The sequence below is a fragment of the Aeromonas ichthyocola genome (genome assembly GCF_046087985.1).
In the GTDB taxonomy this organism is placed as follows: domain Bacteria; phylum Pseudomonadota; class Gammaproteobacteria; order Enterobacterales; family Aeromonadaceae; genus Aeromonas; species Aeromonas rivipollensis.
The window spans coordinates 492,501-516,320 of sequence record NZ_JBJSWH010000004.1; the positions used below are offsets into that span (position 1 = coordinate 492,501).

General features: G+C 60.5%; 16 protein-coding genes, 2 rRNA genes and 5 pseudogenes (1 of these 23 cut by a window edge). 12 read left to right on the plus strand and 11 right to left on the minus strand.

The window, feature by feature from the left end; genetic code table 11:
• From ACF2JD_RS14875 to ACF2JD_RS14885, 3 genes are all read left to right on the plus strand, one after another.
• Positions 1–2,330, plus strand: a 23S ribosomal RNA gene (locus tag ACF2JD_RS14875) (it extends 558 nt beyond the left edge of the window).
• A gap of 123 nt (positions 2,331–2,453) precedes the next feature.
• A 5S ribosomal RNA gene (gene rrf, locus ACF2JD_RS14880) occupies positions 2,454–2,568 on the plus strand.
• Between the two features lie 286 nt (positions 2,569–2,854).
• On the plus strand, positions 2,855–3,487 hold the full coding sequence (locus tag ACF2JD_RS14885) for a LysE family transporter (RefSeq protein WP_440987685.1): 633 nt from the start codon (positions 2,855–2,857) through the stop codon (positions 3,485–3,487).
• Between the two features lie 87 nt (positions 3,488–3,574).
• Here ACF2JD_RS14885 and fis read toward each other — a convergent pair whose 3' ends face one another.
• Positions 3,575–3,871, minus strand: coding sequence for a DNA-binding transcriptional regulator Fis (gene fis, locus ACF2JD_RS14890; protein WP_005309538.1), 297 nt, complete (start codon positions 3,869–3,871; stop codon positions 3,575–3,577).
• Between the two features lie 25 nt (positions 3,872–3,896).
• Positions 3,897–4,862 (minus strand): tRNA dihydrouridine synthase DusB, encoded by a 966-nt coding sequence (gene dusB / locus ACF2JD_RS14895; RefSeq protein WP_234677420.1) that lies wholly within the window; start codon positions 4,860–4,862, stop codon positions 3,897–3,899.
• Positions 4,863–5,154: 292 nt separating this feature from the next.
• Here dusB and ACF2JD_RS14900 point away from each other — a divergent pair, with 292 nt between their 5' ends.
• The 4 genes and pseudogenes from ACF2JD_RS14900 (at position 5,155) to ACF2JD_RS14915 (ending at position 9,898) form a co-directional block, all read left to right on the plus strand.
• The gene (locus ACF2JD_RS14900) at positions 5,155–6,561 is read left to right on the plus strand and encodes a TolC family protein (protein WP_163150096.1); all 1,407 of its coding nucleotides are present in this window, start codon (positions 5,155–5,157) and stop codon (positions 6,559–6,561) included.
• Positions 6,558–7,563 (plus strand): annotated as a pseudogene (locus ACF2JD_RS14905) (HlyD family secretion protein). The gene ACF2JD_RS14900 and the pseudogene ACF2JD_RS14905 overlap by 4 nt, the downstream one beginning before the upstream one ends.
• Positions 7,563–8,705, plus strand: a complete 1,143-nt coding sequence (locus ACF2JD_RS14910) for an ABC transporter permease (RefSeq protein ID WP_440987686.1) — start codon at positions 7,563–7,565, stop codon at positions 8,703–8,705. Before ACF2JD_RS14905 ends, ACF2JD_RS14910 begins: the two are co-directional and overlap by 1 nt.
• Entirely contained in the window at positions 8,702–9,898 is a 1,197-nt protein-coding gene (locus tag ACF2JD_RS14915) for an ABC transporter permease (protein WP_440987687.1), read from the plus strand. The genes ACF2JD_RS14910 and ACF2JD_RS14915 overlap by 4 nt, the downstream gene beginning before the upstream one ends.
• A 78-nt stretch (positions 9,899–9,976) precedes the next feature.
• Here ACF2JD_RS14915 and ACF2JD_RS14920 read toward each other — a convergent pair whose 3' ends face one another.
• From ACF2JD_RS14920 to ACF2JD_RS14930, 3 genes are all read right to left on the minus strand, one after another.
• Positions 9,977–10,612 carry an SDR family oxidoreductase gene (locus ACF2JD_RS14920; protein ID WP_440987688.1) on the minus strand — a complete coding sequence of 212 codons (636 nt, stop codon included), beginning with the start codon at positions 10,610–10,612 and terminating at the stop codon, positions 9,977–9,979.
• A gap of 127 nt (positions 10,613–10,739) precedes the next feature.
• On the minus strand, positions 10,740–11,594 hold the full coding sequence (locus ACF2JD_RS14925; protein ID WP_042649085.1) for a DnaA ATPase domain-containing protein: 855 nt from the start codon (positions 11,592–11,594) through the stop codon (positions 10,740–10,742).
• A gap of 66 nt (positions 11,595–11,660) precedes the next feature.
• On the minus strand, positions 11,661–12,335 hold the full coding sequence (locus ACF2JD_RS14930) for a DnaT-like ssDNA-binding domain-containing protein (RefSeq protein ID WP_440987689.1): 675 nt from the start codon (positions 12,333–12,335) through the stop codon (positions 11,661–11,663).
• Between the two features lie 313 nt (positions 12,336–12,648).
• Here ACF2JD_RS14930 and ACF2JD_RS14935 point away from each other — a divergent pair, with 313 nt between their 5' ends.
• On the plus strand, positions 12,649–13,620 hold the full coding sequence (locus tag ACF2JD_RS14935; protein WP_234677427.1) for a response regulator: 972 nt from the start codon (positions 12,649–12,651) through the stop codon (positions 13,618–13,620).
• Positions 13,621–13,690: 70 nt separating this feature from the next.
• On the opposite strand, the gene ACF2JD_RS14940 is transcribed toward ACF2JD_RS14935, so the two are convergent.
• The 3 genes and pseudogenes from ACF2JD_RS14940 to ACF2JD_RS14950 form a co-directional block, all read right to left on the minus strand.
• A complete protein-coding gene (locus ACF2JD_RS14940) occupies positions 13,691–15,088 on the minus strand; it encodes a peptide MFS transporter (RefSeq protein ID WP_106884859.1) in 1,398 nt (465 codons plus the stop codon).
• Between the two features lie 213 nt (positions 15,089–15,301).
• Positions 15,302–16,196 (minus strand): annotated as a pseudogene (galU, locus tag ACF2JD_RS14945) (UTP--glucose-1-phosphate uridylyltransferase GalU).
• A gap of 107 nt (positions 16,197–16,303) precedes the next feature.
• Positions 16,304–16,608 (minus strand): annotated as a pseudogene (locus tag ACF2JD_RS14950) (ComEA family DNA-binding protein); the annotation flags it as partial.
• 165 nt (positions 16,609–16,773) lie between these two features.
• Here ACF2JD_RS14950 and cysQ point away from each other — a divergent pair.
• Positions 16,774–17,542, plus strand: a pseudogene (gene cysQ, locus ACF2JD_RS14955) (3'(2'),5'-bisphosphate nucleotidase CysQ).
• An 81-nt stretch (positions 17,543–17,623) separates the two neighbouring features.
• Here the strand turns inward: cysQ and ACF2JD_RS14960 are convergent.
• From ACF2JD_RS14960 to ACF2JD_RS14970, 3 genes and pseudogenes are all read right to left on the minus strand, one after another.
• Positions 17,624–17,921: pseudogene (locus tag ACF2JD_RS14960) on the minus strand (YciI family protein).
• Complete coding sequence (locus ACF2JD_RS14965) at positions 17,884–18,501, minus strand: septation protein A (protein WP_440987690.1); 618 nt, start codon at positions 18,499–18,501, stop codon at positions 17,884–17,886. The pseudogene ACF2JD_RS14960 and the gene ACF2JD_RS14965 overlap by 38 nt, the downstream one beginning before the upstream one ends.
• A gap of 90 nt (positions 18,502–18,591) precedes the next feature.
• Positions 18,592–20,115, minus strand: a complete 1,524-nt coding sequence (locus tag ACF2JD_RS14970; RefSeq protein WP_440987691.1) for an aminotransferase class V-fold PLP-dependent enzyme — start codon at positions 20,113–20,115, stop codon at positions 18,592–18,594.
• A 234-nt stretch (positions 20,116–20,349) separates the two neighbouring features.
• Here ACF2JD_RS14970 and trhA point away from each other — a divergent pair, with 234 nt between their 5' ends.
• The 3 genes from trhA to ACF2JD_RS14985 all read left to right on the plus strand — a co-directional run.
• Positions 20,350–20,985, plus strand: coding sequence for a PAQR family membrane homeostasis protein TrhA (trhA, locus tag ACF2JD_RS14975; RefSeq protein WP_042649093.1), 636 nt, complete (start codon positions 20,350–20,352; stop codon positions 20,983–20,985).
• Positions 20,986–21,102: 117 nt separating this feature from the next.
• Complete coding sequence (locus tag ACF2JD_RS14980; protein WP_106884853.1) at positions 21,103–22,764, plus strand: putative transporter; 1,662 nt, start codon at positions 21,103–21,105, stop codon at positions 22,762–22,764.
• 222 nt (positions 22,765–22,986) lie between these two features.
• Positions 22,987–23,820, plus strand: an 834-nt coding sequence (locus ACF2JD_RS14985) for a retention module-containing protein (protein WP_440987692.1), incomplete at its 3' end; no start/stop codon positions are given.

Below are 23,820 nucleotides of genomic sequence, written 5' to 3' on the forward strand. Positions count from 1 at the left end.
ATAATGGGTCAGCGACTTACATTTTGTAGCGAGGTTAACCGTATAGGGGAGCCGTAGGGAAACCGAGTCTTAACTGGGCGTCTAGTTGCAAGGTGTAGACCCGAAACCGGGTGATCTAGCCATGGGCAGGTTGAAGGTTGAGTAACATCAACTGGAGGACCGAACCCACTAACGTTGCAAAGTTAGGGGATGACCTGTGGCTGGGGGTGAAAGGCCAATCAAACTCGGAGATAGCTGGTTCTCCCCGAAAGCTATTTAGGTAGCGCCTCGGACGAATACTACTGGGGGTAGAGCACTGTTTGGACTAGGGGGTCATCCCGACTTACCAACTCCATGCAAACTCCGAATACCAGTAAGTAATATCCGGGAGACACACGGCGGGTGCTAACGTCCGTCGTGAAGAGGGAAACAACCCAGACCGCCGGCTAAGGTCCCAAAGTTCTGGTTAAGTGGGAAACGATGTGGGAAGGCTCAGACAGCTAGGATGTTGGCTTAGAAGCAGCCATCATTTAAAGAAAGCGTAATAGCTCACTAGTCGAGTCGGCCTGCGCGGAAGATGTAACGGGGCTCAAACCAGGCACCGAAGCCGCGGATTCACACGTATGTGTGAGTGGTAGGGGAGCGTTCTGTAAGTCTGCGAAGGTGTGTCGAGAGGCATGCTGGAGATATCAGAAGTGCGAATGCTGACGTAAGTAACGATAAAGGGGGTGAAAAGCCTCCTCGCCGGAAGACCAAGGGTTCCTGTCCAACGTTAATCGGGGCAGGGTGAGTCGACCCCTAAGGTGAGGCCGAAAGGCGTAATCGATGGGAAGCAGGTTAATATTCCTGCACGACTTGTAATTGCGATGGGGGGACGGAGAAGGCTAGGTGGGCCAGGCGACGGTTGTCCTGGTGAAAGTGCGTAGGTGGTGTTTCTAGGCAAATCCGGAGACACAACACTGAGACACGAGACGAAGCCACTACGGTGGTGAAGCCATTGATGCCCTGCTTCCAGGAAAAGCCTCTAAGCTTCAGATTACAAGTCATCGTACCCCAAACCGACACAGGTGGTCGGGTAGAGAATACCAAGGCGCTTGAGAGAACTCGGGTGAAGGAACTAGGCAAAATAGAACCGTAACTTCGGGAGAAGGTTCGCTCTTGACAGTGAAGTCCCTTGCGGATGGAGCAGTTGGGAGTCGCAGTGACCAGATGGCTGGGACTGTTTATCAAAAACACAGCACTCTGCAAACACGAAAGTGGACGTATAGGGTGTGACACCTGCCCGGTGCCGGAAGGTTAATTGATGGGGTTAGCGCAAGCGAAGCTCTTGATCGAAGCCCCGGTAAACGGCGGCCGTAACTATAACGGTCCTAAGGTAGCGAAATTCCTTGTCGGGTAAGTTCCGACCTGCACGAATGGTGTAACCATGGCCATGCTGTCTCCACCCGAGACTCAGTGAAATCGAATTCGCCGTGAAGATGCGGTGTACCCGCGGCTAGACGGAAAGACCCCGTGAACCTTTACTACAGCTTGGCACTGAACATTGAACCTACATGTGTAGGATAGGTGGGAGGCTTTGAAGGCGTGACGCCAGTTGCGCTGGAGCCGTCCTTGAAATACCACCCTTGTATGTTTGATGTTCTAACGCAGGGCCCTGAATCGGGCTCGCGGACAGTGCCTGGTGGGTAGTTTGACTGGGGCGGTCTCCTCCCAAAGAGTAACGGAGGAGCACGAAGGTTGGCTAATCCTGGTCGGACATCAGGAGGTTAGTGCAATGGCATAAGCCAGCTTAACTGCGAGACGGACAGGTCGAGCAGGTACGAAAGTAGGTCATAGTGATCCGGTGGTTCTGAATGGAAGGGCCATCGCTCAACGGATAAAAGGTACTCCGGGGATAACAGGCTGATACCGCCCAAGAGTTCATATCGACGGCGGTGTTTGGCACCTCGATGTCGGCTCATCACATCCTGGGGCTGAAGTCGGTCCCAAGGGTATGGCTGTTCGCCATTTAAAGTGGTACGCGAGCTGGGTTCAGAACGTCGTGAGACAGTTCGGTCCCTATCTGCCGTGGGCGTTGGATGATTGAAGGGAGTTGCTCCTAGTACGAGAGGACCGGAGTGAACGAACCTCTGGTGTTCGGGTTGTCACGCCAGTGGCACTGCCCGGTAGCTAAGTTCGGAATCGATAACCGCTGAAAGCATCTAAGCGGGAAGCGAGCCCTGAGATGAGTCATCCCTGACCCCTTGAGGGTCCTAAAGGGCCGTTGGAGACCACAACGTTGATAGGTGGGGTGTGTAAGCGCAGTGATGTGTTGAGCTAACCCATACTAATTACCCGTGAGGCTTAACCATACAACACCCAAGAAGTGTTCTGAGACTTGTAACAAACCGCAAGAACTACTCAAATTCAGTGATAATGACAAAGCAAACTAGCTAAGTCGTTATTCACGTCAGCTTTCCGGATGAAGTTTTTTGCCTGGCGGCCATAGCGCCGTGGAACCACCTGATCCCATGCCGAACTCAGAAGTGAAACGCGGTAGCGCCGATGGTAGTGTGGCATTCGCCATGCGAGAGTAGGACACTGCCAGGCACCCAATTAGAAGAAACCCCGCTCATCGAGCGGGGTTTTTTATTGCCTGAAATTCAGCGCTTCAGCACTGATTTTCTTATGGAGCAGAGAACGCTCAGGCCATCTGCCTCAATAAATGGCCCGTTGTTTAGCCACTTGATTACCTTTCGACCCTTCTTCTCTCTCGCCCACCAACCCTGATAACCCCTGGCTATGCCCCCTGCTTATGCCCACTATTGCCGTAATGGGGAGTGACAAGGCGGGTTGGATCCATAGACTGTGAGTTTCATCTGCAAGGGAGCTGTGTATGTTGGGGATCCACGATCTGGCGTTATTTGTCGTATCCGGGCTGCTGCTGAACATGATGCCGGGGCCGGACTCTCTGCTCATCATGCTGCGCAGTGGCTCGCAAGGCTGGCGAGCGGGCTCGGTGGCCGCGCTGGGCATAGGAACGGGCACCATGGTGCATGTGCTGGCGGCGGCTCTGGGGCTGTCTGCACTACTGAGTGCCTCGGCCGAGCTGTTCGCCGTCATCAAGCTGATGGGGGCGCTCTATCTGGTCTATCTGGGGATTTCCCTGCTCAGGCAAGGCGCAAGCTCATCTGTTGCGAGCGAGCCCGCAGTATCGCTGCCAGCGCTCTCCTATGGGCGGATCTTTCGGCAGGGCCTGCTGACCAATGTACTCAACCCCAAGGTCGCGCTCTTCTTCCTCGCCTTTGTACCTCAGTTCATCGCCCCCGATGCGCCGCAGAAGGCGCTGGCGTTTATCCTGCTGGGCTGCATCTTCAACATCAACGGTATGATCTGGTGCCACCTGCTGGCCTTCTCGACCGCCTATGCGAGTCGCAAGGTGCGCCTGCCTGCCCGGTTGGGACGCTGGCTCAATCGTCTGATGGGGGGCTTGTTCGTGGGGCTTGGCATCAAGCTGGCCGCGGAGTAAGGCGCTGTCCGGAAAGCCGGCCATAGAAAAAGGCGTATCCCATCACTGGGATACGCCTTTATCTGCACTGCAGCAGGATGACTGAAATCAGTTCATGCCGTAGCGCTTGAGTTTCTTGCGCAGGGTGCCACGGTTGATGCCCATCATCACGGCGGCGCGAGTCTGGTTACCACGGGTGTACTGCATGATCACGTCCAGCATGGGGGCTTCGACTTCGGAGAGAACCATATCGTACAGATCAATCACTTCCTGACCGTTCAACTGGGCCAGGTAGTTACGCAGGGCCTGTTGCACAGAGTCACGCAGGGGGCGCTGGGTTGGCTCGGCAGCGTGATTGTGAGTAGTTGTTACCAATGCATCAGAAGTCAGGGTTTGTTCGAACATATTCGGTCGGCTCTTTAGTTATGCGTTAACCTAATCCATCGAAATACATTTCAAGTGCGTTCAACTGTGCATCTGCACAATCCAGGGCATTGAAGTGCTTACGGAATTCTCGGCCCGTCTCTTCTTCATCCAGATACCAGCCCACGTGTTTACGGGCAATGCGCGCTCCCAGATATGCACCGTAAAACTGATGCAGATTGGTAACATGCTCGTTCATCAGGGTGCGAACCTCTTCCCTGTCGGGAGGCGGCAGCTTGGTGCCCGTCTCAAGAAAATGACGGATTTCCCGGAAAATCCAGGGTCGTCCTTGCGCAGCACGGCCGATCATCACGGCGTCGACGCCGGTATAGTCGAGGACATACCGGGCCTTCTCCGGGCTGTCTATGTCACCATTGGCGACAACAGGAATCGATACGGCCTGCTTAATCGCCCTGATAGTGTCGTACTCCGCTTCACCCTTGTAGAGGCAGGAGCGGGTACGACCATGCACGGCAAGGGCCGCGATACCGCAATCTTCGGCGATTCGGGCGATCTCCTCGCCATTGCGGTTATCCGGATCCCATCCTGTGCGGATCTTCAAGGTGACAGGTACCTCTACTGCATTCACCACGGCCTGGCAGATGGTTCTGACCAGATCGGGTTGGCGCAGCAGGGCGGAGCCTGCCAACTTTTTATTCACTTTTTTTGCCGGACATCCCATGTTGATGTCGACGATCTGAGCGCCCTGCTCCACGTTGTAGCGGGCAGCAAACGCCATCATCTCGGGGTCGGCTCCGGCAATCTGGACCGATCGCAGTCCGGTTTCGGCAGAGTGGCCCATTCTCATCCTGGTTTTCTGGGTATCCCAGACATCCGGGTTGGCCAGCAGCATCTCGGAAACGGCCATGCCTGCTCCCAAACGTAAACAAAGTTCACGAAATGGTCGGTCTGTTACACCGGCCATGGGGGCCACGATCAAGGGAGTTTCAAGCGTGTGGGGACCTATCTGCATTCCACGGTTACCATCGGCTTAGGGCGGCGTATATTACGCATTTTTTAGTCAGGAGAAAAGGTTAGTATTTGAGCGTCAGCCATTTTTTTCTGAAAAAAACGTCGCGCCAAGGCTTGCAAATTCAGGAGTGCTTGAAAATCAGACATATTGTCTGGGACCATGGTCAGGGTCAAATGAGTGAGGGACTCGGTGATTTGCCAGTCTCTTTCCGGCGCCTGTTTACGCTATGATAGCGAGCCTGAATCGAGCAAAGGCTCCACACAATTTTATTACAAACATAAATTGGGGATGTATGACGTCAAGGTTCATCAAATTGCTCTGCCCGGGCCTGCTGGGAGCCATGCTGGGCTCGGCGCAGGCGCAGACCGTCAGCTTCACCGAGGCCTGGAGCCGGGTCATCCAGCAAGATGACGGGCTGGCGGCGGAGCAGGCCGGGGTGGCGCGGGCAGAGCAGTTGCGCGAGGCGGCCAAGGGCATGTACCTGCCCAAGGTGGATGTGGGGGCCAGCTATACCCACCTCGATCAGCCGATGGAGCTGGACATGCTGGATCTCAACCCCATCGCCAATCACCCGGAATTTGGCAAGGTGCTGGGCCCCGTCATGCAGGCGCTCAACCTCAGCCCCAGCGACTTCGTCACCCCCCTCACCAAGCAGAACGTGGTCACCAGTTCGGTCAAGATGCTCTGGCCCCTGTTCACCGGCGGGCGCATAGATGCGGCCCAGGACATCCGCCAGGCGCAGGTGAGCGAGGCACAGCAGTTGCTGGTGCTCAAGCAGCAGTCCACCTTCGAGAGCCTCTCCCAGACTTACTTCGGCGTGGTGCTGGCGGCCCAGGTAGTGCAGACCAAGCAGGAAATAGAGCAGGGGCTGGCCCACCACCTGGATCATGCCAAAAAGCTCGAAGCCCAGGGCCAGATAGCCCGGGTCGAGCGACTCTCCGCCCAGTCGGCCTATGACAGGGCACGCATCGATACCCAGAAGGCGCGGCGTAGCCTGGAGATAGCCCAGCTGGCGCTCGGCCACATGCTCAAGCTCAAGCAGGCCGAACCCAATACCCGGCTCTTCATCAACGAGGGGATGCCACAGCTCACCCCCTTCGTGGAGGAGACCCTGGCGGTGCACCCTGGCCTCAAGCTGCTGGCGGCCAAGAAGGAGCAGGCCCAGGGCATGATCAAGCTGGAGAAGGGCAAATACGCCCCCGAGCTCTTCCTGTTCGGCAACTACAACCTCTATGAAGATGACTCCATCGTATCCAAGACCACGCCGGACTGGCTGGTCGGGGTCGGGGTCAGCATGCCGCTGGTGAGCCGCGACGGCCGCTCCGAGACTGTGCAGGCGGCCAAGAGTGCCGAGCTGCAGGTCAATCTGCTGCAGGCCAAGACCCGTCAGGATCTGGAATTGCTGGTCGAGAAGACCTGGCGCGAGGCGGCGCAGGGGCTGGAGGAGTATCACGCCCTCTCCTCGACCCAGGCTCTGGCCGAGGAGAACGTGCGGCTGCGGGACAAGGCTTTCGGTCAAGGGCTCTCCACCTCACTGGATGTGGTGGATGCCCAGAGCCAGCTGGCCGGGGTCAAGACCCAGCGCGCCGCGGCAGCCTATCAATATGTGATCTCCCTGGCCCGCCTGCTGGCGCTCTCCGGTCAGATGAACAGTTTCAATCAATATCAGCATGCTCAGGCGACAGAGGTGAATTCATGAGTCATCCCCCCATCAAGAAGAAGATGAGCCAGGGCAAGCCTTGGTTGCTGCCACTTGCCCTGGTGCTGCTGGTCATCTGGCTGGGCTGGCGTTTCTGGCTGGCCTATCAGCCGGAGCCGGTGCGCCTGCAAGGGCAGATAGAGGCGCAGCAGTATGCTGTCTCCTCCAAGGTGGCGGGGCGCATCGACGAGGTGCTGGTGAAGAAGGGAGATCAACTGGCCAAGGGTCAGCTGGCGTTCACCCTGGCGAGCCCGGAAATCGAGGCCAAGCTGAGTCAGGCCAAGGCCGGTCAGGCGGCCGCTGGCGCCATGGCGCAGGAGGCCGAGAAGGGGGCGCGGGCCCAGCAGATAGCCGCAGCCAAGGATCAGTGGCAGCAAGCCAAGGCGGCCGCCCCTGCTCCGTGGCAAGACCTATGAGCGTATCGCCAGCCTGCATAGGGACGGCGTCATGCCGCTGCAAAAGCGTGACGAGGCCTGGACGGCCTGGCAGGCGGCCAAATACAGCGAAGGCATGGCCTGGCAGCAATATCAGATGACCCTGGAAGGGGCGCGGGAGGAGACCAAGATCGCGGCGCGGGAGCAGGCCAAGATGGCGGCAGGCGGGGTGGCCGAGGTCGAGGCCTATCTGGCAGACACTCGCATCGCCAGTCCGCACGAGGGGGAGGTCGCCCAGGTGCTGCTACGCAGCGGCGAGCTGGCGCCCCAGGGCTTCCCCGTGGTGACCCTGCTCGACATGAAGGATGCCTGGGCCCAGTTCCATATCCGCGAGGATCTGCTGCCCCGTTTCCCGGTCGGCACCGAGTTTGATGCCCGCATCCCGGGCCTTGGCGATCAGACGGTGCGCTTCAAGGTGGCCCATGTGGCCGCGATGGGGGATTTCGCCACCTGGCGAGCCACCGACACCCGTCAGGGGTTCGACATGAAGAGCTTCCAGGTGGAGGCGCGCCCCTTGCAACCGGTTGAAGGGTTGCGGGTTGGCATGAGCGTGCTGGTCGAACTCTGATGGGACGCGAATGGCGGCTGCTGTGGCAAGACCCCTTCAGCCGGGCCCTGACCAGCTGGATCCCGCTGCTGCTGATCGGGCTCTTGTGCTGGATCTTCTCGGCGGGGTTGGCGCGCGACCTCAAGGTGGGTCTGGTGGATCTGGACAGGAGCTCGCTCTCCCGCCAGCTCGCCTATTCGCTGGATGCCTCCGCCGGGCTTAAGATTGCGCAGCAGTTTGACGCCATAGACGAGGGCGCCAGGGCGCTGCGCGGGGGGGACATCTATGCCCTGGTGGTGATCCCCAACCACCTGGAGCGGGATGCCCGCGAGGGCATCCAGCCCAAGGTGACCGTCTTCAACAACGGCCAGTTCATCCTGATCGCCAAGCTGGTCAACGCGGCCCTGGCCCAGGTGGTGGGCACCCTCAACGGCCAGGTGGGCGTGCTCGCGGCCATGGCCGACGGCAAGGCGCTTCCCGGGGCGCTGGGGCAATCGGTGCCCATCGCGAGCCAGGTGACGGCGCTCTACAACATCAACTCCAGCTACGCCCAGTTTCTGCTGAGCGCCCTGCTGCCCGCGGTGTGGCAGATCTTGGTGGTGCTCTATGGCCTCAACGCCCTGGCCCGCACCGATCGACTCGGTCTGGACTGGACCACCAGAGGGGTCTGGTTCGGCCTCTGGCGCACCTTGCTGCCCCATGTGCTCATCGGGTGGGGGTGGGGGCTGGCGTGGAGTCTGCTGCTGTTCAAGGGGTTGGGTTATCCCATGCAGGGGAGCTGGCTGGTGTTGACGCTGGGTCTGGGGCTGGCCTCGGCCGCCTGCGTCAGCATGGGGGCCTTCTTCTACGGCGTCATCCGGGATCCGGCCCGTGCGCTCTCCCTGGCGGGGGCCTACACGGCGCCGGGCTTCGCCTTCATGGGGGTGACCTTCCCGGTCAGCGCCATGGGGGATGTGGCCCAGTTCTGGCGCAGCCTCTTGCCCATCTCCCACTATGTCGAGCTGCAGATAGGCCAGACCAACTACGGCCAGCCGCTGACGGCGGCCCTGCCCCAGTTCGGCGCCCTGCTGCTGTTCCTGCTGCCGCTGCTGCTGGTTGTGCGGCGCTATCAACCCCAGGCCCATGCGGCCCGCCAACTGGCCACCAAGGAGCCTGAATCATGATGGGTTTCTGGGATCTGGTGCGCCTCGAGTTGCGCACCCTGCTGGCGGACCGCGCCATCATGCTGACCCTGTTTGGCGGCGTCTTCTTCTACTCCTTCCTCTATCCGCAGCCCTATCTGCATCAGCTGCCTCGCGAGGAGGCGGTGGTGGTGGTCAACGATGACGGCAGCCAGCTCTCCCGTCAGCTGGAGTTCATGGCCGACGCGACGCCCCAGGTAAAACTGGTGGCTCGGGTCGACAGCCTGACACAGGCCCGTCAGTGGCTGCTGACCGGCAAGGCCAGCGGCATATTGCACATTCCCCGTCACTTCTACCGGGATCTGATGCTGGGCAAGAGCGTCACGCTGAGTTACGCCGGGGACGCTTCTTACTTCCTGGTCTACGGCACCATAGCCGAGGGGCTGGCCCAGGCCGGAGGCACCCTGGCCGCTCAGGTCAAGGTGGCCAGGCTGCTGAGCCAGGGCGAGGCGCTGCCCCAGGCCGCCATGGGCTGGAATGCGGTCGGGCTCAACGTGGTGCCTGTGTTCAACCCTTCCATGGGTTATGTGAACTACGTGGTGCCGGCGGTCTTCGTGCTGATCCTGCACCAGGTGCTGCTGATGGGCACCGGCATTCTGGGGGCAACCCAGAATCAGCGAAGCGGGCGTGGGGAGCAGGGCTATTGGCAGCAGGTGCCCGTCCTGGCGTTGCTGCTGGCCCGCACCCTGGTGGTGGGGGGGCTGTTCGTGCTGCCGGTGACCTACTTCTTCGGCTTCTGCTTCGACTACTACGGCATAGCTCGCACCGCGGAGCCGGCCGCCTTGTGGCTGTTCACACTGCCTTTCCTGCTGGCCACCACCTGGCTTGGGGTTGTGCTGGGGGCCTTGTTTACCCGTCGCGACCTGCCGACCCAGGTGGTGCTCATCTCCTCGTTGCCGCTGGTCTTCCTCGCGGGCTTCATCTGGCCGCTGGAGCTGATCCCGACGCTCCTCAACTGGCTGGCCCAGTGGGTGCCGAGCACGCCGGCCATAGAGGGGTTCCTGCGCCTCAACCAGATGGGGGCCGAGTTCAGTCAGGTGTCGCGCTACTGGTGGCAACTCTGGGGGCTGGCACTGCTTCATGGTGGCCTCGCCTGCCTGCTGCTGCGTTGGCGTCAACAGTCGCTGCCGGTTGCCAAGGTGGCGAGTGTCACGGCCGCCAGCCAGGCGAGATAACGCGGCGGCGACAGAGTGTGAAACGGTCAGCCCAAGGGCTGACCGTTTTTTTATGCGGTGGATTGGGTCTTGGATGGGTCATGCACGATGGAGCTCGGGATCGCCGATGGCGTAGATCTGCCCCAGCGCAGCTTCATCAGTCAGCAGGCGCAGGCCATGGGCGGCCACGTCGGCGCGGCGCACCAGTCCATGCACCTCCTTGCCCTGGCTCAGCACGGCCTGACCGGTTGCCTCCCCATCCTGCAAGCCGGCCGGCCTAAGGATGGTCCAGCCGAGTGTGCTGGTCTGCAGCCAGCTCTCCGCCAGGCTCTTCAAGCGCACCTCGTGACCAAACGCCGCCCTGGCCCGCTCGGGCAGGTATTGCCAGCTGTCGCCGCAGCCGAGGGACGTCACCAGCAGCAGGCGTATGATCCCGGTCTGCTCCATGGCGTCGATGACGTTGCGATTGCCTTGATAATCCACGGGTTGTGGCTGACGGAAGCTACCGAGGGTGGAGATGACCCGGGCAGTTGGGCCCGCTTGCGCACAAGCCTGCTGCACGGCGGCCGGGTCCAGCGCATCCCCTTCGATGACCTCGACCCCCAGGGTGCGCAGCTCGACGGCCATCTCTGGTTGGCGAACCAGGGCCAGGACCCTGTGACCCTGGCGCAGGGCCTGATCGGTGAAGGCGCGGCCCAGCCCGCGGCTGGCTCCGAAGACAAGTATGGTTGGCATGTGCTGCTCCCTGTGGCGAAAGGGTTAGCCTAAAGGGTTGGCACAGTGCTGTAAATGAGAGTTGTTTTTATTTGAGAGGAGGGAGAAATGCGGCGAGCCCGGGCAACTGGCCCGGGCTCGCACAGGGTCAACCGTTGTAGTGGCCTATGCTGGGGCGACGACTGGGTCCGCTCAGGTGGATATCCACAGGGTTGAACGCCTTGATCGCCTCGAAGCTGAAGTCACCTATGGCCTGATGCAGACTCTGGGGACTGTGGTTGGTGATGATGATGACGCTTTTCGAGAGGTTGCGACGGCGGCGCAACAGGTGGCCGAGGAAGCTGGACTGGCTCTCCGCCATCTTGGCGCGGTTGGCCGCGACCTCGTCGATGATCAGCAGATCCACCTCTTCCAGGGCGCGGCGGTACTGGTTGCGCTCCTCCTGATCCTGGATGACGTTGAAGAAGAGCCTGTCCACTATGGAGGCCCACTGCTGGAAGATCACCGATTTCTGGTGGCGCTCGATAAGCTCATGGGCCACGGCGCCCGCCAGGGTAGACTTGCCGGTGCCGTAGTCGCCGTAGATGAGCATGCAGCCACCGCCGCTCTTCTCCCAATGCTCGAAGCCGCTGATGAAGTAGCGGGCAGTCTCCATGGGGTATTGCAGCGCAGGGTCGCCGGCATCCATCTTCTCGAAGATCCAGTCCGGGTTGAGGTCGGCCTGGGCGATCAGCTTCTGGATCCGCTCCTGGCGCGCCGCCTTCTGCAGTTCACGCACCTCGGCATTGGCCTTGGCGTCGTACTCCTTGCGCAGGGTCTCGTAGTCGTACTGGCCGCCGCCAGTCTGGGCCTGCAGGCGACGAATGCGCTCGAGCAGGCCGCCCACGTGCTGGCTCAGCTCGGGATCGTGCACACGATGGTCCTGTTTGGCTTTGGCGATCCTCCGGCGCTTGGCCTCGATCTCCTCCAGCTCCTGGCGCAGCGGGTCGTGCGGATCTGTCATGGGATACTCCTTCTGCTGGGGCTGGGGTGACAAGGGGTTAATAGTGCCTGCTGCGGGCATCCGGGATCAATCATTGTCCGGCTCCTGGGTCTGGGCCAGCCGCTTGGCGGCCTCGATCATCTCCTGTGCCCGCTTGCTCGGCCCCGAATCGACGGGGGCAGGGGTGATCTGCTGATAACCGGCCACCTCGGTCGGTTGGCGCCTTGTGTATCGCCGGCTCTTGAGGGTCCGGATGAATTTGAGCATCCACTGATGCTGGGAGTCGAACACCTCGGGGCGGCCAAGCCAGTAGGCGATGAACTCCCCCAGATCCTCTTCGCTGTAGCTGGCATCGATCACCCCGCACAGGCGGGCGAGGGCGGGCAGCTCTTCATCCGGCCGCCACCGCAGATGCATCTGGAAGGGGCGCTCCGGCAGCGGGCTGCGTACCCGCTGGCTCAGCAGGGGCAACTGGAACGGGCACTGATGGTAGTGCTCACTGTCCGCCTGTGCCTCGACCTGCAACAATTCGGCTTCCATCAGCTCATCGAGCAACTCGGTGAGCTGGCGGGCATTGACCTGATAGCAGAACCCGCTGGGATTGCCCGGATCGACCACCGCCAGGGCGCGCCCGAGTTCGGGATAGTTGAGCCTGGGCAGCCGATTTTCCAGCATCAGCCGGCGCAGCTGCAGGGTATAGAGGCTGCGTGCCGGATGGGAGAGTCTGGGATGGGCGAGGGCGCTGTATTCGGCTGGCGTCATGGTCTGCTTCACGATCTGGAGTGGGGGGCATTATCCCTCATGGCGGGGTTGCATACAATTCACGGTGCCCATGGATGACAGCCTGATGATGCCGTGGCGTCCCTTCATCCAGTGCTGAATGGGGGCGCTGACCCTCCCGCTCGGCAAGGAAGAGGCATCAATTGCTGACAAAATAATCAGCCCATTTCAAATGCTTGGGTGGCCGACTGACCATTTGAAGGGGCTGTCCGGCAATATTGGGTGGCGAGATGGCGCTCCCATGATCTAGGCTTAGTGCTCAAATAACCGTTTGACTAATAAGAGCTTTGTCAAGATGTCAAAAGCCGGACTACGGATCTTGGTGGTGGAAGATGAAGCGGTTTTTCGTCACTCGCTGGTCACTTATCTCGAGCATGATGGGGCCTGTGTCTTTCAGGCCGAAGATGGAATCGAAGGGCTCTCTGCAGCCGCACTCTATCACCCCGATATCGTGTTATGCGACCTGAACATGCCCAACATGGATGGGCATGAGGTGATCGCCTGCCTCACCGCCCGCTATCCCGAGGTGCCTGTCATCGTCATCTCGGGCCAGGATCAGATGGCCGCGATCGAGCGGGCGTTGCGGGCGGGGGCCAGCGACTTCTTCATCAAGCCGGTGGATGACTATGGCCAGATCCGGCGCAGCATAGATCAGTGCCTGACGAGCAACGCCCACCAGAGCCAGCAACTGGAGCTGATGGAGCACATCGACTTCTTCCGGGCTCACGATCTGGCATCCAGCCGCCTGCTGGCCTGGCTGGCACCACCGGGCATGCAGGAGTGGGGGCCCTGGCAGGTGACGTTCGCCGGCATGGGCAATCTGTTCATTCCCGACACCTTCAAGCTGGGCGACAAGCTGCTGGTGCTGGTGATGGAGCTGCCCATCCTGGGGGTGGATGCCGCCTTCTGCGGCGCCCTGGTGCGCTCCTTGATGAACGGGCCCTATCGCCAATATCAGCAGCAGGAGAGCCAGTTGCTGACCCAGCCCCACAGGTTGCTCGACTACCTCAATCTGCAATTGCTGGAGTCGGGTCTGCGCCACTCCTTTTCCATGGCGGCATTGTTGTTCGATCAGGAAGACGGATTGGTGTTTGCCAATGCGGGCCTCACCTCCCCCCACTGGCTGATGCGCTCGGGGGGATTGCCGCTCGGGCTGATGCGCAGCAGCCGCTATGGGTTGCACAAGCGCAGCTGGCACGAACCCTTCGAGCTGCAGTTTCGCAGCGACAACGGCAGTGCCCTGAAGATGCAGGTTCGTCACCACTGAGGCCGTGCTTTAGAGCCGAAACAAACAGGGCGCCCAATGGGCGCCCTGTTTGCTGTGCAGTCCGGACCGGTTAGACGGCGGCGGATTGCAGCTTCTTGTCGTGCTCGTCGGCCTCTTTGGCGGGGCCTTCGGCACCGTGCATCCAGTAGACCAGGCGGTTGGCCATGGTCAGCAGGATCAGGGCACTGATCACGGCGGCCAGGGCGATGCCACCGAAGATGGCGATCGGACCCGCTTCACCGACGAAGGAGCCGATGAAACCGGCCGCATAGTTGGCCAGGGCGACGAAGCCGAACCAGGCACCCATCATCAGGGAGGCCAGGCGCAGCGGGGCCAGCTTGGTCACCATGGAGAGGCCGATCGGGGAGAGGCAGAGCTCGCCCAGAGTGTGGAACAGGTAGGCACCGACCAGCCAGAACATGGAGGTCTTGACCGCCTGATCGCCGCCTTGCTCCAGCACGGCACCGATCATGAAGAGGAAGCCGACGGCCAGGAACAGCAGACCCATGGCGAATTTCACCGGGGAGTTTGGTTCCTTGCTGCCGAGCTTGATCCAGATGGCGGCTACGATCGGGGCGAGCGTAATGATGAAGAAGGGGTTCAGGGACTGGAACCAGGCGGTCGGCACTTCGAAGCTGCCGATCATGCGGTCGGTATATTCCTGTGCGTACAGGTTCATCAGGCCACCGGCCTGCTCGAAACCGGCCCAGAAGATGATGGTGAACAGACCCAGCACCAGGATGACCTTGATGCGATCCACTTCCTGCTTGGTCAGCGGGGCTTTCTGCTCCTTGGAACGCTGCATGGCTGCGCGCTGGGCAGCCGGCACGCGGCCGATGTCGCCGAGGAAACGCTGGGCCATGGTGGCTTGTACCACCAGGGAGAGCAGCATGCCGATACCGGCGCTGACGAAGGCGGCTTGCCAGCCGTAGGCGGTGGCGGCGGCGCCACAGATCACCCCTGCCAGCAGGGAGCCCAGGTTGATGCCCATGTAGAAGATGGTGAAGGCACCGTCACGACGGTGGTCACCTTCCTGATACAGGTCGCCCACCATGGTGGAGATGTTCGGTTTGAACAGACCGTTACCCAGGATCAGCAAGCCAAGGCCTGCGTAGAAGACGGTGTTGACCATGTCCGGGAACATGGCGTGGGGCAGGGCCAGGGTAAACTGACCCGCGGCCATGAAGATGGCACCGATCAGGATGGCGCGGCGTTGACCGAGGAAGGTATCGGCCAGCCAGCCCCCGATGATCGGAGTGATATAGACCAGACCGGTATAGATGCCGTACAGCTTGAGGGCGTCGGCCTGGGTCCAGCCCATGCCGCCGTTGGCGGTCATGTCAGTCAGATAGAGGACGAGCACGGCACGCATGCCGTAGTAGGAGAATCTCTCCCAGAGTTCGGTACTAAAGAGCAAAAAGAGCCCTTTAGGGTGACCTAAAAAGGTCCCTTTGGACGGGTTATTCATTGGAACTTCCACCTGTGTCTTATATTTTTTTAGAAATTTTATGCAAGGGCTAGGAACAAGCCATATTCCTTATAAAACAAGCAGGATTGAATTACAACGAGAGCTTTTGACGATATTTTATCTATCAATGGTTGAATTTTTGTTTATAAAATGAAAATGGGCATCGAATGATGCCCAGTCTTTTATTCTGTGTATTGCGTGAATTTTCAGCAATTACAACTGTTTGACGAACTGCTTGAGCCAGGCGGTAAATTCGCTGTCCATCTCCCGATGGCGTACCGCGTATTCCACGTTGGCCTTCATGTAACCCAGCTTGCTGCCGCAATCGTGGCTGCGACCCTTCATGAAGTAGGCATTGACCTGTTCGTGTTCCATCAGCATGGCGATGGCATCGGTCAGCTGGATCTCGTCGCCCGCCCCGGCCGGGGTCTTCTCCAGCAAGGGCCAGATGTTGGCGGAGAGCACATAGCGGCCGACCACGGCCAGGTTGGAGGGGGCTTCGTCGCGCGGTGGCTTCTCGACGATGGCCTGCATCGGCAGCGACATGCCGGCGCTCAGGGCCTCGCCCTTGATGTCGGCGATGCCGTATTTGTCCACTTCGCTCTCGGGGACGGCTTCCACCATGATCTGGCTGATCTGATCCGCCTCGAACATATGCACCATTTCGGCCAGGTTGTCCTGCTTGAGATCGCTGGCCACCTCGTCGATCAGCACGTCAGGCAGCAGCACGGCGAAGGGGTTATCCCCGATCAGCGGGCGGGCGCACAGCACCGCATGGCCCAGGCCCTTGGCCTCGCCCTGGCGCACGTGCATTATGGTGACGTCTTTCGGGCAGATGTGTTGTACCTCTTCCAGCAACTGGCGCTTGACCCGCTTCTCCAGGGTCGCCTCCAGCTCGAAGCTCTTGTCGAAATGGTTCTCGATGGAGTTCTTGCTGGAGTGGGTCACCAGGATGATCTCCTTGATGCCGGCGGCGATGGCTTCACGCACCACATACTGGATCAGCGGCTTGTCGACCACCGGCAGCATCTCTTTGGGGATGGCCTTGGTGGCGGGCAGCATTGCCCAGACCGGCAACGGGAAGAACGGCGCACCACATATTTTTCATGGATAAGTTCCAAAGGATACAAAGTGGGCCCATGATACCCGAAGAAAATAGGGCAGCCACAGGCTGCCCTTGTGATGGAAGGGGTATGGATTGGTTAATTCACCAGCAACCATGTCCCGATTTGCTTCCAGCGTGGCTGGCCCGACGCCACATCGGCCAGCTGATCCACGGTGGTGAACTTGCCCTGCTTCTCGCGGTAATCGACGATGGCTTGCGCCTTCTTCTCGCCAACGCCCTTCAACGCCGCGAGTTCATCGGCACTGGCGGTGTTCAGGTTGATCTTGCCCACCTCCTTGGTACTGGTGACAGTTGTGGCCGGTTTGGTAGCCGGCTTGTCGGCGGCGAGAAGAGGGTGGCTCAGCAGGGGCAGGCAACCCAGCAGCAGGGCGGCGATCAGAGTCTTTCGGTTCATGGCTTCATGTCCTTATGTAGCGTCAAATGACTATTGATAATTAGTCGAGCTGCGCCACTTTTTGTCTGTCATTTTTGACACTTTATAAGTCAGTGCAAACGGCTATAAGCCAGACAGGTCCGAAATAGGTACACTGGCTAACCATTTGAGCGAGATGTCTTTTCCATGTACTTACCCGCCATTTCCGAGCTGGAACCCATAGCCCGCGCCGCCGGTGACACCATCATGGCCATCTACCGTCAGCCCTTCGCGGTGGAGTACAAGCAGGACGAGAGTCCGCTCACCGCCGCCGATCAGGGGGCGCACGAGGTGATAGTGCAGGCGCTGGCCCGCTTGACGCCGGATATCCCCGTGCTGTCGGAAGAGTCGGACGCCGAGACGATGCAGGCGCGGCTCGGCTGGTCCCGCTACTGGCTGGTGGATCCGCTCGACGGCACCAAGGAGTTCGTCTCCCGCAACGGCGAGTTCACCGTCAACATCGCGCTGATTGAGAGGGGGCGCCGCGCTGGGGACTGGTCTATGCCCCGGTGCTGGACAAGCTCTGGTATGGCGGCAAGGGGCTCGGTGCCTGGCGTATTGCCGATGGCAAGCGCGAGCCTATCCAGACCCGGCCTCATCGTGAAGGAAAGGCGTGGCGGGTGGTGGGAAGTCGCAACCACCTGTCGCAGGAGACCCTCGATTATCTGGCGGGCTTGGTGACATGGGGCGAGGCGAGATTGAGCTGGTCTCCATGGGCAGCTCGCTCAAGTTCTGCATCATTGCCGAGGGGGGCGCCGAGCTCTATCCGCGCCTCGCCCCCACCTGCGAGTGGGATACCGGTGCGGCGCAGGCGGTGCTGGAGGGGGCGGGTGGCAGCGTCACCCAGCTCGATGGCTCACCCCTTGCCTACAACAAGCCCGACATCCTCAACCCCTGGTTTGTGGCCAGGGCGTGATAAAGTCGCTGAGCATCGCCCAGATAAAAAAGGCCGGACGGGTGCAACCCACTCCGGCCTCTTTGATTTGATTCGCAGTCTTCAGAAGACCTTCTTGAACGGCTTGATGGTGACCTTGGCATAGACGCCGGCCGCCACATAAGGGTCGGCATCGGCCCAGGCTTTGGCGTCCGCCTGCGAGGCAAACTCGGCGATGACGGTGCTGCCGGTAAAGCCGGCATCGGCTGGATCCTCGGCATCGATGGCCGGGTTGGGGCCGGCGGTCAGCAGGCGCCCTTCATCCTGCAGCGCTTGCAGCCGGGCCAAGATGGGCAGGGCGAACCTGCTTGCGCAGTGGCAGGCTATCGGGGACATCTTCGGAGTAGATGAGATACCACATGAGAGGATCCTTTTCTGATGAGGGTTATTTTTTCAGCTGCTGGGACTTTTTGCTCGGCAGGGATGTGGCGATAGAGATAGACGCCGCTCAGCAGGGTAAAGACCAGCGTCATCCCCAGCAGGCCGAACACCTTGAAGTTGACCCACATCTCTTGCGGCAGGCTAAATGCCACGTAGAGGTTGAGCAGGCCACAGACGGTAAAGAAGCCGACCCAGCCGAGATTGACTGTGTCCCAGACCTTATCGGGTGCTTGCAGCTCTTTGGCCAGCATCTGTTTGATCAGATTCTTGCCAAAGCCGTAACGGCTGATGAGCAGGCCCAGTGCGAACAGCACGTTGATGACGGTCACTTTCCACTTGATGAAGGTATCGTCGTGGAAGAAGACGGTGAGGCCGCCGAAGAAACCGACCAGCAGGAAGGTAAACAGCTGCATCTTCTCGACCTTGCGATATCGCACCCAGCTATAGGCGAGCTGCAGACCGGTGACCACCACCAGTGCGCCAGTGGCCATGTAGATGTCGTAAAATTTGTAGACCGTAAAGAAAACGATAAGTGGAATAAATTCAATAAATTGCTTCATTGTTGGCGCCTAGTCCTCAAAAATGGCCTGCAAATTTCGCCCAGTCTACCTGCACGGTGGACAACGGCAAATGAATAAGACCGCTCATTTTTACGCCGGTTCCGCGCTGTCGCCAAACAGTTGGCGAGCAATGGTGATCCCGAGCCGCAACTGGTCATCCAGCAAGCCGCGGATATGGCGCTCCTCGATGAGGGGATTGAGCAGGACGGCGCGCAGCAGGGTGAGCGGCTGTGCACCGTAGCGACTCACTGCTCGCTGGGTGCGGGAGACGAAGCTGTGGCCCTCGGCGCGCTGCGCCTTTTGCAGCGCCACGTTGAAGGCATTGATCTGCTCGTTGGCCGCCTCGTCCAGGGCCTTGCCCTGCAGGTGGGGCGGAATGCAGCGATAGGAGAGCAGGTTCATCACGGGGGCCGACATCAGCTCGAAGGCGGGGTGGGCATCGATGAGCTCCGCCATCCGCCGCGCCCTGTCGTAATTGGCGTCGATCAGCTGGGCATAGCCCTGCTGGCCCAGCAGCTGGAATGCGGCATCCAGATAGAGCGCGTTGGCGGGGCGGGTGCCCTCCAGGGTGAAGCGGCCCTGATCGAAGGAGCTGGCGCGAATGGCGTAGGGAGCCTCCCGCTTCACCGTCATCATCAGGTCCGGCTGGCGGCAGAGCAGCATGCCGGTGCCGAGCGGTACCAGCAACTGCTTGTGGCCATCCAGGGTCACGGTGTCGGCCTGCGCTATGCCATCCAGCAAGCCCTGATAGCGGGGGGAAAACAGGGTCGGGCCGCCCCAGGCGGCATCCACGTGAAAGTGGATCTGCTCGCGCCGGGCGATGGCCGCGAGCTCGGGCAGGGGATCTATTGAACCGAAGTCCGTGCTGCCGGCGACCCCCACCAGGGCCAGCACCTTGAGCTTCTGCTCCCGGCATTGAACCAGTGCGCGCTCGAGGGCCGAGAGGCAGAGCCGGTTGTCGGCATCCGTCTCGAGGCGCCAGACGCGGCAAGCCCCCAGCCCCAGCAGATCCATCCCCTTGTCGAAGGAGTAGTGCATCAGCCTGGACCCCAGGATCACGGCGCCTCTATAGCCCTGCTCGTAGAGGGAAAACAGATCGTCGCCACAGGCCCGGTTGCGGGCCAGCCAGAGGGCGGTGACGTTGGCTATGGTGCCACCGCTGGTCATGACGCCGAGGGCCGCATCCTTGGCATGCATCTGCGCCTCGTAAAAGCCGTCGTTCTCCCGATAGACGAGGCGGTGCAGCTTGGCCAGCACTTCCCGCTCCAGAAAGCTGAGCAGGCGGGAGGACTCCATCTTCATTGGATTCTGGTTGAGCATCACCAGCAGGCGGGAGAGCTCGGCGGTGAAGGCCGGCAAGGGCGCCGTCATGTGCCCCATGTAGTGGGGCGAGGTGAGATGGGAGGCGCCGGGCACCAGGGCGGCGAGACGCGTGAGGTACTCTGTCCTGCTCATGCCGGTGGCGGGCATGGACGACTGATCGAGCTGATGGACGAAACTGTCGCGCTGATAGGGGGCCTGACTGTCATCCGAGTGATGGAAGGTCTCCAGCAGGGCCGTCATGGCCTGGCCGAAGTCAGGATCCGGTTGTGTAAACAGTTCAGTCAGCTTCATCAGGTTCTCCAGACCAGCCTGTCGGGCAGAAAGTACAGGGTGCGCGCCGTGCCGGACAGACACGGCCATCTGCGCGGGTGGCGTCGGCCGCAGAGCATACACCAAAGGGGCGGGGGGAACAGCCACCTCCTGACGCCGAGACTCCCCCCGGGCAGACCCTGTTTATTTTGAGCTAACACTTGTAGCCTGAAACGTCGGCCGCTAGAGTGGATCGGATCTTGGCTGGAGGTAGTGATGACGGATGTGACGGGGTATTCCCCACGGGAAGAGTGGGCCAATCGTCTCAGCCACGGGCTGGGGTTGCTGCTGGGGATCATCGGCCTGATCCTGCTGCTGCACAAGGGCTGGGATCAGGGGCCTCAGGCGTTGCTGAGCTACGGCCTTTACGGCACCAGCCTGGTGCTGCTCTATCTCGCCTCGACCCTCTACCACAGCATGGGATCGGCGGTGGCCAGACGCCGGTGCAAGCTGCTTGATCACTGCGCCATCTACCTGCTGATCGCCGGCACCTACACCCCCTTCCTGCTGGTGGCGCTCGATACCCCGCTGGCGCAGGGCTTGATGGTGGTGATCTGGGGGCTGGCCCTGGCCGGTGTGGTATTCAAGCTCTTGTTCATCAATCGCTTCAAGCGCCTGTCTCTGTTCACCTATCTGATGCTGGGCTGGCTGTCCCTGGTGGTCGTCTATCAGCTCTACCTCCATCTGGATGGCACCGGGCTCCTGCTGCTGGGGCTTGGCGGGCTCATTTACAGCCTGGGCACCATCTTCTACATGGCCAGGCAGATCCCTTACAACCACGCCATCTGGCATCTGTTCGTGCTGGGGGGGAGCCTCTGTCACTTTGTGGCCATCTATGGCTATGTCGCCTGACTAGCCCTTAATTGGTATTTTTGCACCCATCAAAGCCTGAATTCGTGCGGCATCCCACAGTTGCCCCCTTCGTTTGCTGACAAGCTAGTGCCAGTTCAGCTTGGAAAGGATGCAAAAATGAGTGAGATCGCGCTTTCCATCAGCATGTTGTCGCTGGTGGCGGTGCTGGGACTCTGGCTGGGAAACTGGCGAGTCTATGGCGTTGGTTTGGGAATTGGCGGTGTGCTGTTCGGCGGCATCATAGTGGGTCATTTTGCCGGGCTATCCGGCCTGAAGCTGGATGAGCAAACACTTCATTTCATTCAAGAATTTGGTCTGATCCTGTTCGTCTACACCATAGGCATCCAGGTCGGTCCCGGCTTCTTCTCTTCCCTGCGCAGCTCGGGGCTCAAGCTCAATGGCTTCGCCGCCCTGCTGGTGCTGCTCGGCTGCGTGGTGGCCGCGGCGCTGCACCAGCTGTTCGACGTGCCGCTGCCGGTGATCCTCGGGGTCTTCTCCGGTGCCGTGACCAACACCCCTTCGCTGGGGGCGGGTCAGCAGATCCTGGCCGAGCTTGGGGCGGATCCGGGCTCCACCGGCCTGATGGGGATGGGCTATGCGGTGGCCTACCCGTTCGGGATCTGCGGCATCCTGCTCACCATGTGGCTCATTCGCATGTTCTTTCACGTCAAGATCGACGAAGAAGCAGCCGCGTTCGAGCAACAGGCGGGCAAGACCAAGGAGAGCCTGCAAACCATCAATATCGCGGTGCGCAACCCCAACATGCACGGCCTGATGCTTGGCGAGATCCCGAGCCTGGACGAGGCCGATGTCATCTGTTCCCGCCTCAAGCGGGGTGACGAACTGATGGTGCCCAAGCCCGACTCTCGCATCGAGCTCGGCGATCTGCTGCACCTGGTGGGGGAGCGCCACGCCCTGCACAAGGTGCTGCTGGTGCTCGGGGAGGAGGTGGATACCTCCCTCTCTACCCGGGGCACGGATCTGCGGGTCGAGCGGGTGGTGGTCACCAACGAGCAGGTGCTCGGCAAGCGGATCCGGGATCTCGACATCAAGCAGAAATATGATGTGGTCATCTCGCGCCTCAACCGGGCCGGCATCGAGCTGGTCCCGACCAGCCAGACCAGCCTGCAGTTTGGCGACATCCTGAACCTGGTGGGGCGGCTCGATGCCATCGAAGCCGTGACCAGCGTGGTCGGCAACGTCCAGCAAAAACTGCAGCAGGTTCAGATGCTGCCGGTCTTCATCGGCATTGGATTGGGTGTATTGCTCGGCTCCATTCCATTCTATCTACCGGGATTCCCGGCGGCCCTCAAGCTGGGTCTGGCGGGCGGCCCCCTGGTGGTGGCCCTCATACTGTCCCGCATCGGCAGCATCGGCAAGCTCTACTGGTTCATGCCGCCGAGCGCCAACCTGGCGCTGCGGGAGATAGGCATAGTGCTGTTCTTGGCGGTGGTGGGGTTCAAGTCGGGGGCCGGTTTCATCGACACCCTGATCAACGGGGATGGTCCCGCCTGGATGATGTATGGCGTGGCCATCACCCTGATCCCGCTGCTGGTAGTCGGAGTGCTGGCGCGCCACTATGGCAAGGTCAATTATCTCACCCTGTGCGGCCTGCTGGCCGGCTCCATGACGGATCCTCCCGCCCTGGCCTTCGCCAACGGCATGCACCCCACCAGTGGCGCCAGCGCCCTGTCATACGCGACAGTCTACCCCCTGGTGATGTTCCTGCGGATCATCTCTCCCCAGCTGCTGGCCATCCTGCTCTGGGCCGGGGCCTGAGTCGACGTAAAATGGGAGCCAATAAGGCTCCCATCTTCGTTGTGTCATTTTTGATGCTATTGATTTAACTAATTTTATTCCCCTTCAAACACCCTTCGTTTTCGGCGCGAATCCAAGCCTCATTTCGGTCTGTTCGTTCGATTTTTCTCACTGGTATCTGGTCGGACTAACGGGCACATTGGAGGCTGGAAATCTATGCCCATTGATATTTCAGGAGAAACCATGAGCAGCAAGAGCATCGTACTGGATCAGGATGTCGTCGTTACCCAATTGCAAGGCAAAGTCTACCTGGTTGCCGCTGACGGGAGCCAGACGCTTCTTTCTGAAGGCGATGTGCTGCCCAAGGATGCAGTATTGCTCGCTCCTGAGGGGGCCAGCTTCCAGGGGGGGGAGACCACCTTCACTCTGAGCCCGAGCAACACTCCCGAGTCTGAAGAGCCCCAATTGGCGCAGGGTGATGTACCTGACGACATCGCCGCCCTGCAGCAGGCGATTCTGGCGGGGACAGACCCGACCCAGGCATTTGAAGCGTCGGCGGCGGGCGGGGCACCCGCTGCGGGCAACGTAGGCGGCGTTGCTGGTGCCAGCGGCAACGGTGGCTTCATCACCATCGACAGAACCGGTGATGCCACTATCTCCACCGCCGGCTTTGATTCCGCCAATCCGGATGATGCCGCTCCGCTGGCCGAAGCGCAGGATGACGAGGATGAGCTCCTCGATCTCACCGCACCCACCATCACTGTGTCCGCGCCGGACAACACCAACGACAGCACCCCGACCCTCACCGGGACCACGGATGCCGCTCCCGGCAGCACTGTGACCCTGGTGGTGACCGACGCCAACGGCAACCAGCAGACCCTGATCACCACTGTCAATCCGGATGGCAGCTTCAGCGTGGATGTGCAGACTCCTCTGCCGGACGGCGGCTATGATGTGACCGCCAGCGTGGCAGATCCTGCCGGCAATACAGGCACCGCCACCGACGACGACGCACCGACCATCGAGGTGGCGGCCAATGAGTTCGTCGAGAACAGCGCCAAGGCAGGCGATGTGGCG